Source organism: Helicobacter ganmani (genome assembly GCF_003364315.1).
Taxonomy (GTDB): domain Bacteria; phylum Campylobacterota; class Campylobacteria; order Campylobacterales; family Helicobacteraceae; genus Helicobacter_D; species Helicobacter_D ganmani.
Genome location: NZ_NXLS01000004.1, coordinates 61,285 through 78,052, shown reverse-complemented (window position 1 = coordinate 78,052; position 16,768 = coordinate 61,285). Strand labels below are relative to the sequence as shown.

25 protein-coding genes are annotated in these 16,768 nt (G+C 34.9%); 9 read left to right on the top strand and 16 right to left on the bottom strand.

The window, feature by feature from the left end; all coding sequences use genetic code 11:
- Positions 1-17: 17 nt before the first annotated feature.
- The 6 genes from dut to CQA43_RS05085 all read right to left on the bottom strand — a co-directional run bounded on the left by dut (position 18) and on the right by CQA43_RS05085 (position 4,743).
- Entirely contained in the window at positions 18-449 is a 432-nt protein-coding gene (gene dut, locus CQA43_RS05110; RefSeq protein ID WP_115551539.1) for a dUTP diphosphatase, read from the bottom strand.
- A 10-nt stretch (positions 450-459) separates the two neighbouring features.
- The gene (greA, locus tag CQA43_RS05105; protein WP_181881630.1) at positions 460-939 is read right to left on the bottom strand and encodes a transcription elongation factor GreA; all 480 of its coding nucleotides are present in this window, start codon (positions 937-939) and stop codon (positions 460-462) included.
- Positions 940-1,004: 65 nt separating this feature from the next.
- Entirely contained in the window at positions 1,005-2,210 is a 1,206-nt protein-coding gene (gene lpxB / locus CQA43_RS05100) for a lipid-A-disaccharide synthase (RefSeq protein WP_115551617.1), read from the bottom strand.
- A 12-nt stretch (positions 2,211-2,222) separates the two neighbouring features.
- Positions 2,223-2,897 carry a coiled-coil domain-containing protein gene (locus tag CQA43_RS05095; RefSeq protein WP_115551538.1) on the bottom strand — a complete coding sequence of 225 codons (675 nt, stop codon included), beginning with the start codon at positions 2,895-2,897 and terminating at the stop codon, positions 2,223-2,225.
- Positions 2,897-3,505, bottom strand: coding sequence for an NUDIX hydrolase (locus CQA43_RS05090; RefSeq protein WP_181881629.1), 609 nt, complete (start codon positions 3,503-3,505; stop codon positions 2,897-2,899). The genes CQA43_RS05095 and CQA43_RS05090 overlap by 1 nt, the downstream gene beginning before the upstream one ends.
- Complete coding sequence (locus CQA43_RS05085; RefSeq protein WP_115551536.1) at positions 3,505-4,743, bottom strand: peptidoglycan DD-metalloendopeptidase family protein; 1,239 nt, start codon at positions 4,741-4,743, stop codon at positions 3,505-3,507. The genes CQA43_RS05090 and CQA43_RS05085 overlap by 1 nt, the downstream gene beginning before the upstream one ends.
- 182 nt (positions 4,744-4,925) lie before the next feature.
- Between CQA43_RS05085 and CQA43_RS05080 the strand changes: the two genes are divergently transcribed.
- From CQA43_RS05080 to flgK, 4 genes are read left to right on the top strand one after another with little or no spacing between them, the layout of a single operon-like run.
- Positions 4,926-5,120, top strand: a complete 195-nt coding sequence (locus CQA43_RS05080; protein ID WP_115551535.1) for a hypothetical protein — start codon at positions 4,926-4,928, stop codon at positions 5,118-5,120.
- A gap of 54 nt (positions 5,121-5,174) precedes the next feature.
- The gene (locus tag CQA43_RS05075; RefSeq protein ID WP_115551534.1) at positions 5,175-5,417 is read left to right on the top strand and encodes a flagellar biosynthesis anti-sigma factor FlgM; all 243 of its coding nucleotides are present in this window, start codon (positions 5,175-5,177) and stop codon (positions 5,415-5,417) included.
- A 30-nt stretch (positions 5,418-5,447) separates the two neighbouring features.
- Positions 5,448-5,903, top strand: a complete 456-nt coding sequence (locus CQA43_RS05070) for a hypothetical protein (protein ID WP_181881628.1) — start codon at positions 5,448-5,450, stop codon at positions 5,901-5,903.
- Between the two features lie 12 nt (positions 5,904-5,915).
- Positions 5,916-7,745 carry a flagellar hook-associated protein FlgK gene (flgK, locus tag CQA43_RS05065; RefSeq protein WP_115551533.1) on the top strand — a complete coding sequence of 610 codons (1,830 nt, stop codon included), beginning with the start codon at positions 5,916-5,918 and terminating at the stop codon, positions 7,743-7,745.
- 19 nt (positions 7,746-7,764) lie between these two features.
- On the opposite strand, the gene CQA43_RS05060 is transcribed toward flgK, so the two are convergent.
- The 4 genes from CQA43_RS05060 to CQA43_RS05050 are packed head-to-tail and all read right to left on the bottom strand — an operon-like array spanning position 7,765 to position 10,294.
- Complete coding sequence (locus CQA43_RS05060; RefSeq protein WP_115551532.1) at positions 7,765-8,643, bottom strand: HNH endonuclease signature motif containing protein; 879 nt, start codon at positions 8,641-8,643, stop codon at positions 7,765-7,767.
- A complete protein-coding gene (locus tag CQA43_RS05055) occupies positions 8,644-9,345 on the bottom strand; it encodes an OmpA/MotB family protein (RefSeq protein WP_115551531.1) in 702 nt (233 codons plus the stop codon).
- A gap of 9 nt (positions 9,346-9,354) precedes the next feature.
- Positions 9,355-9,801: a hypothetical protein gene (locus CQA43_RS09395; RefSeq protein ID WP_147290086.1), complete on the bottom strand. Its 447-nt coding sequence runs from the start codon at positions 9,799-9,801 to the stop codon at positions 9,355-9,357.
- Complete coding sequence (locus CQA43_RS05050; protein ID WP_147290085.1) at positions 9,698-10,294, bottom strand: hypothetical protein; 597 nt, start codon at positions 10,292-10,294, stop codon at positions 9,698-9,700. Before CQA43_RS05050 ends, CQA43_RS09395 begins: the two co-directional genes overlap by 104 nt.
- A 212-nt stretch (positions 10,295-10,506) precedes the next feature.
- Here CQA43_RS05050 and CQA43_RS05045 point away from each other — a divergent pair, with 212 nt between their 5' ends.
- Positions 10,507-11,280 carry a DUF5131 family protein gene (locus CQA43_RS05045; protein WP_115551529.1) on the top strand — a complete coding sequence of 258 codons (774 nt, stop codon included), beginning with the start codon at positions 10,507-10,509 and terminating at the stop codon, positions 11,278-11,280.
- Here CQA43_RS05045 and CQA43_RS05040 read toward each other — a convergent pair.
- Positions 11,272-11,970 carry a response regulator transcription factor gene (locus CQA43_RS05040; protein ID WP_115551528.1) on the bottom strand — a complete coding sequence of 233 codons (699 nt, stop codon included), beginning with the start codon at positions 11,968-11,970 and terminating at the stop codon, positions 11,272-11,274. The genes CQA43_RS05045 and CQA43_RS05040 overlap by 9 nt on opposite strands.
- Positions 11,971-12,038: 68 nt before the next feature.
- Positions 12,039-12,347, bottom strand: a complete 309-nt coding sequence (locus CQA43_RS05035) for a DUF2325 domain-containing protein (RefSeq protein WP_115551527.1) — start codon at positions 12,345-12,347, stop codon at positions 12,039-12,041.
- Between the two features lie 181 nt (positions 12,348-12,528).
- Between CQA43_RS05035 and fur the strand changes: the two genes are divergently transcribed.
- Positions 12,529-12,987, top strand: coding sequence for a ferric iron uptake transcriptional regulator (gene fur, locus CQA43_RS05030; protein WP_115551526.1), 459 nt, complete (start codon positions 12,529-12,531; stop codon positions 12,985-12,987).
- A gap of 30 nt (positions 12,988-13,017) precedes the next feature.
- Here fur and CQA43_RS05025 read toward each other — a convergent pair whose 3' ends face one another.
- The 4 genes from CQA43_RS05025 to CQA43_RS05010 form a co-directional block, all read right to left on the bottom strand.
- Complete coding sequence (locus CQA43_RS05025; RefSeq protein ID WP_115551525.1) at positions 13,018-13,878, bottom strand: M15 family metallopeptidase; 861 nt, start codon at positions 13,876-13,878, stop codon at positions 13,018-13,020.
- Complete coding sequence (locus CQA43_RS05020; protein WP_115551524.1) at positions 13,826-14,074, bottom strand: HP0495 family protein; 249 nt, start codon at positions 14,072-14,074, stop codon at positions 13,826-13,828. Before CQA43_RS05020 ends, CQA43_RS05025 begins: the two co-directional genes overlap by 53 nt.
- A gap of 8 nt (positions 14,075-14,082) precedes the next feature.
- On the bottom strand, positions 14,083-14,472 hold the full coding sequence (locus tag CQA43_RS05015; protein ID WP_181881627.1) for a YbgC/FadM family acyl-CoA thioesterase: 390 nt from the start codon (positions 14,470-14,472) through the stop codon (positions 14,083-14,085).
- 93 nt (positions 14,473-14,565) lie between these two features.
- Positions 14,566-15,324, bottom strand: coding sequence for a prepilin peptidase (locus tag CQA43_RS05010; protein WP_245944222.1), 759 nt, complete (start codon positions 15,322-15,324; stop codon positions 14,566-14,568).
- Positions 15,325-15,418: 94 nt separating this feature from the next.
- On the opposite strand from CQA43_RS05010, the gene nadD reads away from it, so the two are divergent.
- Genes nadD through CQA43_RS04995 form a run of 3 tightly spaced genes read left to right on the top strand, consistent with a single transcriptional unit; the run spans position 15,419 to position 16,717 of the window.
- Entirely contained in the window at positions 15,419-16,024 is a 606-nt protein-coding gene (nadD, locus tag CQA43_RS05005; RefSeq protein ID WP_115551521.1) for a nicotinate (nicotinamide) nucleotide adenylyltransferase, read from the top strand.
- The gene (gene rsfS / locus CQA43_RS05000) at positions 16,000-16,359 is read left to right on the top strand and encodes a ribosome silencing factor (RefSeq protein ID WP_115551520.1); all 360 of its coding nucleotides are present in this window, start codon (positions 16,000-16,002) and stop codon (positions 16,357-16,359) included. The genes nadD and rsfS overlap by 25 nt, the downstream gene beginning before the upstream one ends.
- Positions 16,352-16,717 carry a methionine-R-sulfoxide reductase gene (locus CQA43_RS04995; RefSeq protein WP_115551519.1) on the top strand — a complete coding sequence of 122 codons (366 nt, stop codon included), beginning with the start codon at positions 16,352-16,354 and terminating at the stop codon, positions 16,715-16,717. Before rsfS ends, CQA43_RS04995 begins: the two co-directional genes overlap by 8 nt.
- Positions 16,718-16,768 lie beyond the last annotated feature (51 nt).

Sequence of the window (16,768 nt, the reverse complement as noted above, 5' to 3'; positions counted from 1 at the left end):
TTTATTTCAATCTTTTGTTATTTTCCTGTGCTTCCAAAGCCTTTTTTGCCACGTTTTGTTTTATCTAGTGTTTGAACAGCTTTGATTTTTGCTTGTTTGACTTTACAAAGCACCGCTTGTGCGATTCTATCTCCCGCATTAATCTTAAAATCTTCGTCGCCGAAGTTTATTGCAATGATTTTGATTTCTCCCCGATAATCTGAATCAATCGTTCCGGGAGAATTAAGAATTGTAATGCCATACTTTAAAGCTAATCCACTTCTAGGACGCACTTGGATTTCATATCCTTTTGGAAAGCTAAAACTAAGTCCGGTGGGAATCAATCCCCATTTGCCTTTTTCTAATATCAAATTTTCACTCGCGCAAAGGTCAAATCCCGCAGCTTCTTTGCTTTGATACTTTGGAATCACGGCATTTGGAGTCAAGGTTTTAATTTTTAAATTTGCCATAAGAGTTGCCTTAGAATTGAATCGGTTGATAAAAAATCTCTAAAACTTCGTAATCTACGCGCCCTTTTGGTAGAGTCATACTGACTTCATCGCCTGCAATTTTTCCTAAAAGCTGTTTGGCTAAAGGAGAATGATAAGAAATTAAGCCCTTTTCAGGATTGCTTTCTGTTGCTCCAACAATTGTATAGGTGAAAGTTTCTTCAGTGTCTAAATCTTCTAATTTGATGGTTGAACCAAAACTAATTTTGCTATGCTCTAGGGTAGAGGGGTCAATTACGCGTGCATCAGCGACAAGTTGTGTTAGTTCATTAATGCGTGCGTCCAAAAATAGCTGACGCTCTCTTGCGGCGTGGTATTCTGCATTTTCTTTCAAATCCCCGTGCTCTCTTGCAGTGTCAATTTCAATAATGTTTTTTGGTCGTTCAACTTCTTTAAGATTTTTGAGTTCAGAAATTAATTTATCATAACCATATTTGGTCATAGGTTCCATAGTTTCCCTTAAGAATAAAATAATTTAGATATAGTAAAGAAAATAGGGTTAAAAAGCCCTTTATTTTATAAATTTTTTGCAAAATTTTGCAATTTTTTCGCGCAGGATTCTGCACTGCCATGTGAAAGATATTGGAAGAGAGTCTTTTTTTGTTCAAAAAAATAGGAATAATTAAAATGAAGATACGCATTTTGCAGATTCTCTACATTTACGCAATCTTGTAAAAATTCCGGGTGAATGGGAAAAATAGAAGGGTTGGGATTGTTTTTGGGGGCATTGAAAAAATGAAATTCTAAAAAAATATTTGCTAAACCAATGTAGTTTAATTGAACCAATTTTTTGGCAATCCAATAATCCAATGTTTTGGCTTTATAGGCTAAAATCGTTGGAATCCCAAGCAATGTGGATTCTAAAGTTGCTGTGCCACTGCACACAAAGGCAAATTCACTTTGTTGTAATCCGAGATAAGTATCAAAGGAAATTTCAAATGCACTAATATCTCCATAGACTTTGCTTAAGTCTTGTGTTGCAAAAGATTTAGGAATAATTAAAATGGCACTTTTTCCTTGCGTTTTTAAGGTTTGAGCAAGTTGATTGAAAATAGGAAACAAAGCACGAATTTCGCTTTTGCGTGAGCCGGGCATAAAGGCAATTTTTTGGGTTTTTTGAGGTGTGTCAAAAGAATAAGGAATCTCATCAAGAAGTGGGTGTCCCATATAGGTGATTGGGGCGGTTTTTGGATAAAAGTTTTTTTCAAAAGGTAAAATGCCCCATAATTCATCACAAATTTCACTCAAAATATGCGCACGCTTAGGTTTCCAAGCCCAAACTTGAGGCAAAATATAATAAATAATACGAGGTTTTTTTTGATATTTTGTTTTTGAAATGAGTTTGCGAATTGTTTGGATTAAAGGAATATTAAAAGAAGAGGAGTCCATAAAAAGTGCTACATCGCAAGTCGAGGCAATTTGTGCAAGCTGATTTTTGAGTTTGAAAAATTTTGGAATGAGTTTAAGAATCCCAACAAATCCCATAACGCGAAAGGATTCGGGATTGTAAATGGTTTGGGAGAGAAAGTTAGAATGTATGGGGTTTGCATTGGGCTGAAAGATATTTTGCGATTCTTTTAAGGCTTGCTGAATCAATGCCTTATCAAAGATTCCATAAAGAACAAAAGGAGTTTGCGTTTGTTGCAGAGATTTGAGCAGATTGGCTAAATGAAGATTGGCAGAATATTCTATTGCGGAGACGAAAAGATTTAATGGCTGCATTGGTTTCAAATTTTACGAATTGTGCGAGGATTCGTCAGAATCTCTGGGGGGTTGATTGGGTTGGGTTTGCACTGATTTGCTTGAATTATCTTGTAAATGCTGGATTTCAGATTCTAGCTTTGAGTTTTCCAAAAGAAGCGTTTTGAGTTGGGATTGTATTTTGGTTAGGGTATCAAAAAGCAAAGTGGCGGATTCCAAAGGAACATATTCTTTGGCGGGGTTGGCAAGTAGCCGTTGATGTTTTTGATAGGAAATCTCTAATTTTTCTAAGGCTTTTGGGCGCACAAGGGAAGTATTTTTTAAAAATTTTTCTGTAGATTCTAAAGATTTTTTAAGATTTTGATATTGTGTTTCTAAGGCTGCCAAATCCAATGTTTTGGATTTTAAAGTATCAGGTGCTAAAGGGTGGGATTGGTTTAGAGATTCAAGTTGTTGCTCTTTGATAGCAATTTCATTTGTTAAGGATTTATTTCTTTGCTCTAGCTCTTTGTTATCTGCTAAGAGCAACGCATTTTTGGCGGATATTTCGTTGAAAGATTCCATTAAGGATTCTTTGTCCTTTTTGAGTGCATCAAATTCTTCATTAAAACGTTTTTTTTCTGCCTCAAAAATAGTATAAATTTGCCAAGATTCCTTGATTTCATTTAGTTTTTTGGTGAGTTCTTGGAGTGCAGAAAGATTTTGCATTAACAACCCTCAAAATTTTTAAAAAACCAAAGAAATGCGAACATTACACCAGAGGTTTTAGGGTAAGATTCGTTCAAAATAAAATCATAAGCTTCTGTTTTTGGAATGAAAACAACCTCAATATTTTCATCATCTATACCACCTCCTTGATTTTGACGACACGATTCATCAATTGTGGCAAAAAAAAGCGTTTGTTTGCTGCCTGCAAATCCAACAGAGCTATAAAATTCTGTAATTTTGTGGATATTTTCTAATGGAATCTCATAACCGCATTCCTCTAGGATTTCCTCTTGTGCGATTTTTTTAAGGGATTTTCCCGCTTTGTCTGTAATCCCAGCACAAAGTTCAAAGGTATAACCTAATTCCACTTTGAGATTCGGTGTTTTGCGGGTGCTTTCTTTGAGATACACGGCAGGGCGAAATTGTTTCACCATCACAAAAGAATCTTTTGGTTGATGATAAAGCAGAATCGCTACGCTATCGTGTGCTTCGATAATATCCCAACTCCGTTCTTTACCATTTTCGCAAAAGAGCATTCGTTTAGGCTTAATATATTGCGAATCGTGGCAGCTGCAAAAGCGAATATTAGAAATCTCTTTGAGTGCCATCAGTTTAAATTCTTATCCTCTGAATTAAGATAGACAATGTAGCCATTTTGGATTTTTCTAAATGGCGTTTGATTGTCAATTCCTTGAGTAAGAGCCGTGTTGAGAGCTTGTTGGTAATTTTTGGCAAGCATTAAAAATTCCTCTTTTTCTTTGCCTTTAAGTTTAGAATGTGCAATTTTTAAGTGTTTGATTGGATTAACTGCATTGCCATTTTTGTAAAGTCCAAAATGTAAATGTGGTCCTGTGCTAAGTCCTGTGCTGCCTACTGTGCCGATTTGTTTGCCTTGTGCAACGCTTACTCCTGCTCGAATCTTACGGTCAATTTTTTGCATATGTGCATAGAGTGTTTTATAGCCATTTTCGTGCTGAATAATTACGGTTTTGCCATAGCCACCTTTTGTACCTGCAAAAATTACTCTACCTTTCCCTGATGCACGGATAGGGGTATGACGAGGCGCAGCATAATCTGTCCCTAAATGCGGGCGTTTATATCCAAGAATTGGGTGTTTGCGTCCCATAGAAAAATGGGAAGAAATACGTTTATAATGAAGTGGCACTGTGAGTAAATATTTGCTTAAATTATTGCCTTTTAAGTCGTAAAATTGTCCATCTTCGTGACGCACAACATATTGATGTCGCTTGCCAACATTTAAAATGGACGCTTTAATATTAGGTGAGCCAAAGTTCTTACCCAAACGATATTTGCGTTCATAAATGATAGCTAATTTGTCATTTTTACGCACTTCGCGACGAAAATCTACGCTTCCTTTGTGGGCTTGGATAAAATCATTTGCCAAAAATTTATCCCCTGTGAGTTTGACGATATCGTTATAAAGTGAATTTTCAACAGAAAGAGCAATTGTTCGTTCTTCTGTGAAATAAGCCACAGGAATTGCTCGCATGCCATAAGAATCTTTTTCTTTGAAAATGTGTAGTTGTGAATTTTCATTGATAGGGATTAAAGCTTGCAGTAAAGTGGAATCTTCGTAAAGCGCATAAAATGTGCTACCGCTGATAATTTCATCGGCGAGTTCTTTATCCTCTGGAGCTAAATCATAATAAACTTTTAAAGGGATTCTGTTTTTTTCAAAAAATGTGAGCAGTGTTTGACCTTGTTCCCATTGGGATTCTTGAATATTTGCAGCATTGGCACAAATAGACCCAAATGCACCAAAAAGACAAAAGGTTTTTAAAGAATGTTTAAAGAATGTTGATTTAAGAATTTTAAAAAGTCGCATAGATTCGCCCCTATATTTAATGTAGTTTTGGGATAAAATTGTTTAGAGAAAGCAGATTATAGCACAAAAAGCGCGGTTTTCCTCAAGAAATATAAAAAAATTATAAAAATTTTTTAATTTCATTAAAAAACAAAATTTTGCTATACTTCTAATCTCTGAAAATATTATTTCAAGGAGCAGTAATGAAAGATTGGTTTGTGCCATCTATGGGATTTGGACTTTTTATTTATTTTATGCTCTTTGTGATTTTATATACAATTAAAATTGGAGGTCCTAATGTTCCATTATATGGTGATGGTCAGCAAATTGCTCCTCCAAAGTCTGATACAGAGAAGTTTTTACAAGATGTTTCAAAAAGTGTGCGGGAATCATTTTAGTTTTTTGAAAAATAGCCGATATTAATGGAAAGATTTTTTAAGAAAGGAGAAAATATGATTAGTCATTTGATGAGTAATTCGGTTTTTTCAAATGCAATGAATCAAGCGAATAATAAAAATACTTTGCAGATTAATAATGCAAGAAATGAATCAGTCAATGAAAAACCACAGGCAGAAAAAACTGCAAAAACCTCTAGCACTAGACTAGATGAAATTAAAGCCGCTATTAAAGATGGCACTTATAAATTAGATTTAAAGGGGAGTGCGCAAAAGTTGGCACAAGAATTGCTTAGATAAGAGATAAGTCTATTTTATAGGAGTTATCTCATGTCTTTGCAGTTCTTAAAAGATGCTTTAGAAGATATTAAAGCACTCATTGCAATTACAGAACAGGATATTGCGGATATTAAAATCGCAAATAACGAAGCCGTCTTTGCAAGGATTCCACAAAAAGAGGAATTAATTGCGTCTTTTATTCGCAAAAAAGAAGCTTACGCTAAAAGCATTGAAGAGCGTTTGCGTACAGAATATCCCAACGCTACTTTAGAGGATTTAACTTACGAGGACAAACAACATCTTTTGGGTGAGGGCGCAAGTGAATGCACTGCGGAGCTTCACGACCAATTAGAGGTTTTGAAGAATCTCAATTATCGTTTTGGTAAGATGTCCTTAGCGGTTTCAGAATTTTACAACTCTCTTTTAAGTAAAATTGTTCCCGTTGAAGAACGTGGTTATAAAAAACAATCCTTAGGCAATGCATCCTTTCTGCATACTGAAGTGTAGAGGAGGTGTGCTATGGGAGGATTGCTTTCATCATTAAATACTCCATACACAGGCTTGACTGGGCATCAAGTGATGGTGGATACAACAAGTAATAATATTGCAAATGCGAATAATGAATTTTATTCTAGGCAAATCGTCAGAAGTGCCGCAGAGACTCCACTTTGGAAACAAAACTATGCTTTAGGGCAAGGGCTTGATATTATGACGGTGGAGCGTGTACACGATGAATATACTTTTATGCGTTACAAAAAAGCCACTTCAGAAAAAACCTATTACGATACAAGTTTCGCAGGACTTAGAGAAGCCTCTTCGTATTATCCGGAGATTGACGGGGTAGGAATCTACAATGATTTACAAAACTACTTTAATGCTTGGAAAGATTTAGCTACTAAAGCAGGAGACCCAGCACAAAAAATTGCATTAGCAGAGCAGGCAAATACACTTTCTAAAAATATTCAAGAAACACGTAATTCCTTAGTATATTTGCAACAACGTTTAAATGACGAAGTCAAAGTTGCTGTAGAGGAAGTGAATCGCTTAGCAGAACAAATCGCAATGATTAATAAACAAATCAATGAATATGAAAATCAAGATTTATACAGAAAAGCAAATGATTTGCGTGATTTGCGCGACCAATATGAGTTTGAAATTAACAATCTTATCGGTTGCGAAGTTTTCAAGCAAGAAGTCAAAGGGAGTGCGTGTGTGAATAAAAATATCGCAGATTTTGACGAGGATTATACATTGACCATCGGTGGAAGGTCTATTGTAGATGGAGAATCTTGGCATCCTTTGACTTTGGATAATTCTCAAAATGAAAGCGGAATCTATACGATTAAATATCTGCGCAGGGACCACAAAGAATATAATTTAACCAATACTCTAAATGAAGGAAAAGTTGGGGCATTGTTGGATTTGATTCGCACCGAAGAGGTTTTTACTTGTCAAGGAACTTTGGGAAAATTGCAAGTGTATATCAATGATTTGGATACTTTTGCAAATGGAATCATTGAAGCAACGAATAATATTTATGCGCAATGCTCACAATTAGGAGCGCGTAGTGATAAGCTTTATATTAATACACAAGATGCGCTAACAACAAGCGGTTATAATATCCGCGAGGGAAGTTTCAAGGTTGTAATGTATGATAAACAAGGAAATGAATTGGGTGCGCGTGAGGTTAAAATAGACAATCTTACCAATATGCAAAGCATTATTGACCAGCTTAATGCGAATCTTGATGATAATTTAGATGGCAATGCTCTGAACGACTTTGATGACCGATTCCAAGCAACTTACAATAGTGACACGCAAACTTTTGCGATTACTTCTAAGAATCCCAGCGAGGAAATTTATATTTCTATTCAAGACAATGGCACAAATTTTGCTGGTGCATTTGGCGTCAATCGTTTTTTTGATGGAAATGACGCGAGTAATATAGAGCTTGCGAGAGCTTATCGTGATGACCCGACTTTGATTCGTGCGTATCGTGAAGCAGTCAATGGTAACTTTGAAGTTGCAAATATGATGCAACAATTACAATACGACAAAATTACTTTTACAGATGTCTATGATAGAGAGGAGCGACAAGAAACGATTAGCGGATATTTTCGCTATATTGCAAGCAAGGTTGCTTCACAAACAGAGGGAACACAAATAACGCAAGAAACCAAAGAAGCGGTGTATAATTCAATCAAGAAAGAATACAAAACCATTTCAGAGGTTTCCATAGATGATGAAATGGTAAATCTCATCAAATTTCAAACAGGTTATAGCGCAAATGCGAAAATGATTTCGGCTATTGATGAGATGATTACCACGCTTTTAGGTATTAAGCAATAGTTAAATTGATAGGGTTATACTAAAAAGGAATCTCATCATCATCTAGCTCTATAATGGGTGTTGCGCTATGTTTTCTTAAATTTTCTATCTTTTTAGTATCCTGTGGGCTAACATACAAATGCTGATGATTGGGTTGGCTTCTGTGGCAGACTGCACAGAGTGCTATTAGATTTGAATAGGAATTGTCGCTCTTTACGCCATTTTTGTGATGTACTTGTAATAAATATTTATATTGCGACAAATCTACTCCGCAAATCTCACAAACATAATCTTTATTTTTTCTATAATTTTCAGAAACTTGATTCCAATTATTTGCATAGCTTGGCTTGTATTTTGTTTGTTTTGGCAGTTGTTCAAAATGTGTTTCATAAGTGGCTAGAAATTCTTTGATGTCAAAGGAATCAAATATATCTTTTTTGTGATTTGGGCTGCTATTGGCGTAATTTTGGTAATTAATAAAATTTAGACAATACTTACAAACCCTTAAAACAACTCTTGCCTCTGTAATCATTCCTCTATCTTTGCCATCTATAATGAATTGTCCGCTTGTATCTATGGTGGCTATGTATCTGTTGTATCTTTTGTTGCGACTCATTTCTTGTAATTTTTCACAATTTGCAATGTGGAATTTGTTGCATTTTTCTGGATACTTTATTAATTCTTGCAGTGGAGAATGAAATTTTGAAGTATGGTCTGGAATATAGAGTAAGACTTGAAAACCTTTATAGCTTAAAAGCCCATTGCTAGTTTGATGTATCCATTCAAGTTCAATTTCCTTTCCAATCTCTAGTTGCTCTAATATTTTTAGCTTCTCATAATCCATTTTTTCGGGTGTAATCTGAATCGTGTCGGTTATTTTTACAAGTTTCTGGATTATATTTTTTGTTTTTGAAAACATTTAAATCCCTGTTAGAATTTTTCTGATTTCGCTATCTGCATTAGTGATGATACGAAAAGTAACTCTCCTTGAGCGTTTCTTATCCTCTATTCCGTTTAAATCAACGATTATTTTTGATGATGAAAAGCCCACAGCAACAAGGTTTGATTTTATCCATTCTTTTTGCTTTATGGATACTTGCGGGATATAGTAGGAATATTTTAAAATGCTCAAAGTTCTCTCTTGAGAGAGTTGCATATTTTTAAAATACGCAGTGTTTTGATTTTTTTCTTGCTGCCATTCTGATGAGGTATGTCCCTCTATGCGCACTTCTTGAATACTTGGATTGAATTGCTCCAAAGTTTTTAAAAAACGAGGGATAAAGTCTGATAGAATTTGTTGGAAATGACGATTTATCTCACTGCTTCCTGTTTTAAAAAGCACTTCAGGGGAATTAAATTCAAAAGATAAAGTTTCGCCATTGATAGAAGCGTTCCATTTCTTTAAATCCAACTTAAATTCCTCGTGGAGTGCTTTATGGATTGCTGTTTGGTTTTTTTCATAGGTAATGGCTATATTTTTAATTTTGTCATTTTCGCTTTCTTTATATCGCATAAATGCCATAGAAATAAACAGAAATACCACCATAAGCCCAGACATTAAATCCGATATGGTAAGCCAATATTCTCCGCTGTTTTCGCTAGAGTTTGAAGAATTATCCATCTTAAAGTCCTATCCATTATATTTTTGCATTTTGTTATATTCTGCTACGATTTTCTTGGCAATCTCCGCTAATGCTCCGCCTATGCTAGCCATAGAACTATCAATTTCTCTCTCCATATCTTCTTGTATGGTTTGATGAGATTCTCCTAGAGATTGCATTGATTTCTTTATTTGAGATTCCATATCCTTTTGCATAGCGGCAATAGAGTTTTCTACGAGGCTACCAAGTTGATTTTTGAAATGTTCAGTGCTTTCTCTAAAATGTTCTTGTATCTCACTGATTCTGCCTTGCAGGGCTTCATAATGATTGGTTGTTTTAGTAACGGAGTTTAAAATATCCTCTGTGATTTGATTAACTTTTTCTGAAATATAGGGCAGCGATTGTGTCGCCTTGTCTTTTATTTCTGCGAAAGCCTCTAAATCGTTTTGCAGATTTTCTACTTGCTTTTGCTGCAAGGTTAGTTGTCCCTTTTGAATCTCTAAAATCTCTGTTAGGGATTCCATAGTCTGTGGAATGTTTTGTGTTGCCTCTTGGATTTTTGAGATTGAATCTTTTGTTTCTAAGACAGCTTGTGAAGTTTGCGTTATTGTTTAGCTTTGTGCTAATATCTATTTCTAATAGCTTAATTTGCGCTACAAGGGCGGATTCTTGTGTTTTATTTAGAGTAATAATCTCTTGAAGCGCATTGACTTGCTGCGCTAAAAGAGGTAGGATATTTTCTTGTGTGGTAGCGGCAGCGGAGGGGGTAGATTTGTGGATAAATTTTGTCTTTTTAATGCTTTGATATAGGATAGAGGAAGCCATACCAGCAAGGCTAGTGTAAAATGCAGTTTTCATTCCTGCTAGTAAGTTTGCAATACTGCTATCAATATCTGATGGATTAAATGTCGCAAGTCCTATTGAGATTCCTATAAAAGTTCCCAAGATTCCAAGTGAAGTAAGAAGCATTGGAATATAAGAAGCAAAGGGGGAGTTTATTTTTAAAGATTCTAACCGAATACCAGCGATAAATAAACCACAGATAAGCACGATAAAAAAATTGTGGTAAGGTTTGCAAAGATTTCCACAAAAACTCCAATAAAATCCAAATAAAGATTTGCATTATAACAAATTTACAACATTTATCTTATAATAAGCATTTGTTTTAAGGATTCTTATCTATGCGTTATCCTAAACTCCCATTCTTTGATACGCCCTTAGAGATTGCCTACAACCCTTGGCACGGCTGTGTGCGTGTGAGTGAGGGTTGTAGGAATTGTTATGTTTTTGCAATAGATTCTATTGCTGGAAAAAATGCTAAGGAGCTTCATAAAACGCGCAATTTTCATTTGCCGATTGCTAAAAGACACAATGGAAGCTATAAGATTCCAAGTCATTCAAAAATTTGGTTATGTTTTAGCAGTGATTTTTTGTTAGAAAGTGCTGATAAATGGAGGGATTCCGTATGGAGAATGATTGCAGAGCGCAAGGATTGCACCTTTATCTTTTTTACTAAACGCATTGCAAGATTTAGAGAATGTATCCCTAGTGATTGGGGCAGGGGGTATCCTAATGTGATTGTGGGTTGCAGTGTGGAATCCCAAAAGGAAGCTAATGCGAGATTGCCTCTATTTTTGGAATCGCCTATTTTAATGCGTTGGATTATTTGCGCACCACTTTTAGAAATTATTGACTTAACGCCTTTTTTGGATTCTAGCAAGATTGCAGAAATTAGTGTGGGTGGCGAATCGGGATTGAATGCTAGAGTATGTGATTTTGCTTGGGTAGTTTCTTTGCAACAACAAGCAAAACTTGCAGGAATAAAATTTTGCTTTCATCAAACAGGAGCGAACTTTATTAAGGATTCCAAGCTTTATAGGATTCCAAAGAAGCTGCAAAGAATCCAAGCGCAAAAGGCGAATCTTGATTGGAATCCTAGATTTGGATTATTCTGAAATAATGCGATTGAGTTTGTAGCCCAAGCGGGAATGGTTGCGAATGAGGTCGTGATAAGTCTTGCGACGAATGCTATTGACGTGCATACGCAAAGAATCCATTGTCATTTGCTGCCCTCTCCAAATTTTTTTATGAAATTCCTCATAGGTTACGGGAAAGCCATCTGCATTAATAAGCAAATCTAAGATTTGGCATTCTCTATCTGTGAGTTCAAAGACTGCAAAGCCTTTCAAGATGGATTTATCTCTTTTGCGATAAAAGATACCTTGTCCCAAATCCACGGTTTGTTCTTTGTGTAATTGCTTGTTGATTCCTAGTAATAATACAAAGAGCTCCTCTAAATCCACTGCCTTTTTAATAAGCGAACAAGCATTTAGTTTAATCATTTCATTGATTTTTTCTTCATCGCTATAAGCTGTCATAAAAATGACAGGAATATTTGGATTGGTTTTACGCATAGTTTTAATCATAGCAATTCCGTCTATTTTACCCTCTAAATTGACATCAGTAATCACAATATCAATCACATTGTTTTTAAAATGTTTCAAGCCGACTTCGCCTTTTTTGGCAGTCAGAATCTTGCGACAACGACGCTCTAATGGAATTCTTAGCAAATCTAATGCAACTGGGTCATCTTCCACAATAAGAATCGTTAAATTGCCAAGAGGTTCAAGGAGGGCAGGTAGCATTCTTATCCTTAAATTAAAATAAAATATAATTTAGGAATAATTTTATAAAATTTAAATTTAAATTAAAATTAAAAGCTCCCATAAGGGCAATTTTCATTGCCAAATGTTTTCATAAATTCACAATAGAGACAACTTACACTTCGTTTAGCACAGATGACAGGAATATCTTTCTTTTTAGCTTCTGTGCGAAATTTTCGCATTGTATTGTGATTTAAAAAGTTCGTAAGCATTACAAGGCAACCAATATTTTGGGGCAAATCCTTGTGGTTAATACTTTCTCGCCTGCCGTCCCAATGTGTAATAGATTCACAACCTAAGTTTTTTAAAACAGCTTTAATGGGCGTAATTTCATCACCACCAATCACTAAAACGGACATCATTTACTCCTTAAAAATAATAAATTTTTTAATCAGAATTTATTTCATAAAATGATAATTAATATCAACTTAATATAATATAAAAATGATTCTTACTTTATATTTGATTTATTTTACAATATTTTGCTACAATTAAAAAGTTTTAAATTATATAATATCTTAAAAACGCAAGGATTTCATAATGAAAAAATATAAAGAATCTCTTAAAACAATTTTAGATAGATTGCATTTATCTATTAAAAAAAATAATCTCAAAAATTCTAAACAACGCGAATTTATACTCAAAGCACTTTATGATGATGGTGGGCATTTAAGTCCAGAGGATATTTTTGCAATCATTCGTAAAACCTGCACTAACGCAAGTATTTCTTCTATTTATCGCATTCTTTCGTTTCTTGAAAAAGAGGGATTTATCAATTCCATTGAAGTGGATAAAAGCGGAAAGCGTTATGAAATTGCAAGCGGTTTGCACCACGACCATATTATTTGTGTAGAATGTGGCAATATTGAGGAGTTTTGTAACAATGAAATTGAAAGATTGCAAGTAGAAGTTACAAATTCTTACAATGCCAAGCCTGTGGGGCACGATATGTTGCTTTATGTGGTTTGCGAAAAATGTCTTAAAAAAGTAGCAAATTAGACTTTTATTAATTGCGGGGATTTTAAAAGGTTATTGTTTGGAATCCCAAAGGCTTTGAGTATAACATAAAATCTCCGGGCGATATTCAAAATGCATCGTATCATAATGCCACCAGCGTCCGCCCCAAATAAAATTTTCACTTTCAAACGCTTCAATAATTTCTAATGGAATCGTAGCGACAGATTGCGAAGTGCTAAGTGCGTGCTTTTTTAAGTCCCATAACCAATAACGCGAATGGGCAACATTAATATCTATTGCGATTCCAAAACTATGCGCACTTAGATTTTGAGAGTTAGCGATTTTGCGCCATTTAAAAGTTCCCCCGATATTTTGTAAATAAGTTTTAAGGATGGGGTTGGATTCAATGAGGTTTTCTAAGCGGTTTTTGACGCGCTTTAATGCGTCATAAGCACCATTTTGAGTGTTGAAAAGTATTTCGGTATCATCTAGCCACACGAGAGGTTTTAAATGTTGTTTGACTTCCGCTTCGTTTGCCCCATAAATCGTAGAAAAAAATAATACATCACGAATCCTAGAACTATCTTCATAAGGTTTTTTAGCGAAACTTCCTAATGGATAAGGAAACACAAAAGAATCTATTAGTTTTTGTGTTTGCAAAGCCTCTGTCAAAGGAGTAATATTATTAGGCGTAAGATTCCAAGTGAGTGTTTGATTGTTGCGGAAGTTTATACTATTTTGTTCCTTGCTTTCTAACATATTATAATGTTGCAATAAACATTTTGTCGCAGCTTTGGAATCAAAAATAAGAGGAATTTCAGAAAGAGATTCCGCGTAAAGTAGGATTTGAGAACTTAAGACAACACTAAGAAAGATTGCTTTAGAGAACAAACTTAATCCTTGCATCGTGATGTAGTTTTGCAAAGATTGCATCACGTTCCTCTTGACTAGAGACAACAACTTCTATATTAATGCTGTGGTATTTGCCCTTGCTACTTTCTTTGGCGGGTGAGTAGATAAACTCTTTATCTATCAGCTCAAGCGCAGTCAAATATAATTCCTCTTTGCTATTCCCAATGATACGATAATGCCAAGCGCAAGGATATTGAATTTTTTGTTCTTGTTCCATTATTTTCCTTATTGTAGAGTGTTAAATACTTCTTGCGCCCACAAGGGGATTCTAGTAATTTTTTGGGATTGAGAATCCATACAAACAAGTGTAATTGTAGCAGAAAAAATTTTGGTAGGAATCTTTGGATTTGCAAGATAGATTGTTTGCAAAAGATTCACAGAAGCAGATTTTTGCTCCAAAATTTGCGTTTGCACTTCTAATAAATCTCCAAGTTTTGCTGGATGGTGGAAGTGGATTTGCATTTCTTTGACGACAAATCCGATGTTGTCTTGCAAGGGCGTAATTTTGGCTTTGAAAAATGCTTCACTTCTTGCACGTTCGCAATATTTTAAATAGTTTGTATGATAAACGATCCCACCGCAATCTGTGTCTTCATAATAAATTCTAATTTGCATAATTTTCCTTAAAATTTTTAATTTTTGCGCTGTTATTGTAAGTTGATTTTTGTAAAACTGCGTTGAAAGTTAGAAAGGGAAAAATGGAATCTTTTAAAGAATTTGAAAAAACTGGCATAAAAGAGTGAGAAAAAATCCCAAGAACAAAAAAGGCACAAAAGGAATCGCAAGGGCTAATGAGTTGATGTTGGGAAAGTATTTAAGGATTAATAGAACAAAAAGTGCGAAGCTTGCTCCAAAAAAGATTGCTAAGATTCCATTTCCACCAAGTGCCGACCCTAGTGTGCCAAAAACAATAATATCTCCTTCTCCCAAGACTTCTTTGCGGGTGAAACTACCCACAAAAAGCCGTAAAAAACTTGCAATCCCCATAAAGCAAAAAGCAAAGAGTAAAGATTCTGCCCAAGCTATACCAAGTAAATTTGCAGGTAACTCTCCTATACCATAGCTCACCCCAAGTGCTAGATTAAGGAAGTTTAAACTATCTGGAATCTCTAAAAAATGCCAATCTATAACGCTTAAAACATAAAAACACAGCAAAAGCCAAAAAAGAATTATCCCAAAAATGCCAAGCCAAACATAGCAAAAGATTGCTAAGATTCCACCTAATATTTCGCTGAAAAAATAATAAAATGGAATCTTAGCAAGGCAGTAAGGGCATTTTGCACGATAAAAAAGAAACGACAATAAAGGAATCTTATCTTTAAGTTTAAGGCTTTTTTGGCAGTGAGGGCAAAAAGAATTTGGAGTGATGAGGCTTAAAGAATGTGGAATACGATAGATTAGGACATTAGCAAAAGAGCCAAAACTCAATCCAAAACAAAAAACCAAAGCAATTTCAAACCATTCCAAATTCATTCCATTCTACATTTGTTTTTGCTACAATTTTACCTAAATTTAAGGCATTTTAAAAGCTTAAAAAGAGGTTTTGTTACAAAGGAAAGAGATGCAGCGCAAGTTTGCTTGCTTTGGTGGTTCTTTTGACCCACCACATTTTGGGCATTTACGCATTATAGAATCTGTTTTAAATGCAAAGGAGATAGATAAATTATTCCTCGTGCCAAATTTTTTAAATCCTTTTAAGAGTCATTTCTATTTTTCTCCCAAATTGCGCCTAGAATGGCTTAGGATTCTATGTAAAGAATCCTTGAAAGTCTGGGCAGACAAAATAGAAATATTGGACTATGAAGTGCGTCAAAATGCTCCTATTCCGACTTATCAAACTTTGCAATTTATCCAACAAACCTATTCTCTAACCCCAAAAGACAAAATGTATTTGCTTGTTGGTGCGGATAATGTAGAATCTTTGCATAAATGGCAAAATTTTGATTGGCTTCAAAACAATGTAGAATTTGTTATAATTCCACGCAAAGGCTTTAGGATTCCGCAAAATTTTCAAACTTTGCCATTTTGCGCAATGGATATAAGTTCCACGCAAATTCGCAATAAGTTAGCTTGTAGTGATTTTGTGGAGTTGTCTCGTCTGATTCCACAGCCTATTTTGGAATTAATATTAAAGGAAATAAATTGCAAGAAAATAGACAAAAAATGATTGCAGAAATTTGTCAAATCATAGAAGAAAAAAAAGGAGAAAACATTGAAGTTTTTAACCTTGAAAAAACAGATTATTTTGTGGATTTTGTCGTAATTGCCACAGCACTGATTGACCGACACGCAATGGCACTTTTAGAAGAGCTTAAAAAACAGCTGAAAGCAAAGGGTGAAAGTTTTTTCCATATTGATGAGGAGAATCCGGATTGGATTGTTATAGATTTGGGTGATATTATCATTCATTTATTTACAGAGAATCAACGCAAAAAATTTAATTTAGAAGAGTTTTTGCAAAAATTACTTCAAGAAAATGAAAGAAAAGAAAAAAATGTATAGAAAATTAACCAAAGAAGAACAGCGTGTGATATTACATAAAGGCACGGAAGCACCTTTTAGCGGAGAATTTGAAAATTTTTTTGAAACAGGAATCTATCACTGCAAACAATGCAATCAAGCCTTGTATGATTCTGCAAGCAAATTTCATAGTGGCTGTGGTTGGGCGAGTTTTGACGATTGTTTGCAAGGAGCAATTACAGAGCAATTAGACGCAGATGGCAGGAGAATAGAAATCACTTGCGCAAAATGTGGCGGGCATTTAGGGCACATTTTTGCAGGGGAAGGATTTACGCCAAAGAATATTCGCCATTGCGTCAATTCTATTGCAATTACTTTTGAAAAAAGCTCCCCCCAATAAATCCCATAATATTATTAGACGCATTGGTTTTAACAATATGGAATAAAATTT